The 555-nt window shown below is 56.9% G+C and carries 1 protein-coding gene; it reads right to left on the reverse strand.

The features are described 5' to 3' along the window. Positions 1-422: IS110 family transposase (locus tag P9A16_RS35675; RefSeq protein WP_278026573.1), on the reverse strand; the 422-nt coding region annotated here is incomplete at its 3' end. Between the last annotated feature and the right edge of the window lie 133 nt (positions 423-555).

A 555-nucleotide genomic window follows, 5' to 3' on the forward strand; every position in this document is an offset into this window, starting at 1 on the left:
CGTATGGCATTGGCGAGTTGGGTCCGATTCCGGATCAACCTCTCACGAACCCCGATCAGCATCAACGCCGCCTGGCTCTCCGCACTTTTCACTGGGACGAACCGCATCGTCGGTCGACTCATTGCCTCACAGAGGGCCTCAGCATCGGCCGCGTCGTTCTTGCCGCGCTTGACATACGGCTTAACATATTGTGGTGGAATGAGTTTTACCTCATGTCCGAACGATTGCAGCAATCTGGCCCAATGATGGGATCCACCGCACGCTTCGATCGCTACAACAGTTGGTGGCAGTTTCCCGAAGAAGGCGATCATCTCCTTGCGACGCAGTTTTTTGCGCAGCACGGGCTCCTCAGTAGCGCCTACGCCATGCAACTGAAAGACGTGCTTTGACGTGTCCATTCCGATGCGGGTAATCTCTTCCACGGACGGTCTCCTTCGCTTGAGATCTGTAACGACCTCATTCTGGCACATCGATGCCGATTTGGGGGCCGTCCACCCCAACAGGTCTGAAGGAGAGTGGCCAATGTCGCCCAGGTGCGTCCACCACCTTCGCTGC

Source organism: Shinella sp. 838 (assembly GCF_029623935.1).
Classification (GTDB): Bacteria; Pseudomonadota; Alphaproteobacteria; order Rhizobiales; family Rhizobiaceae; genus Shinella.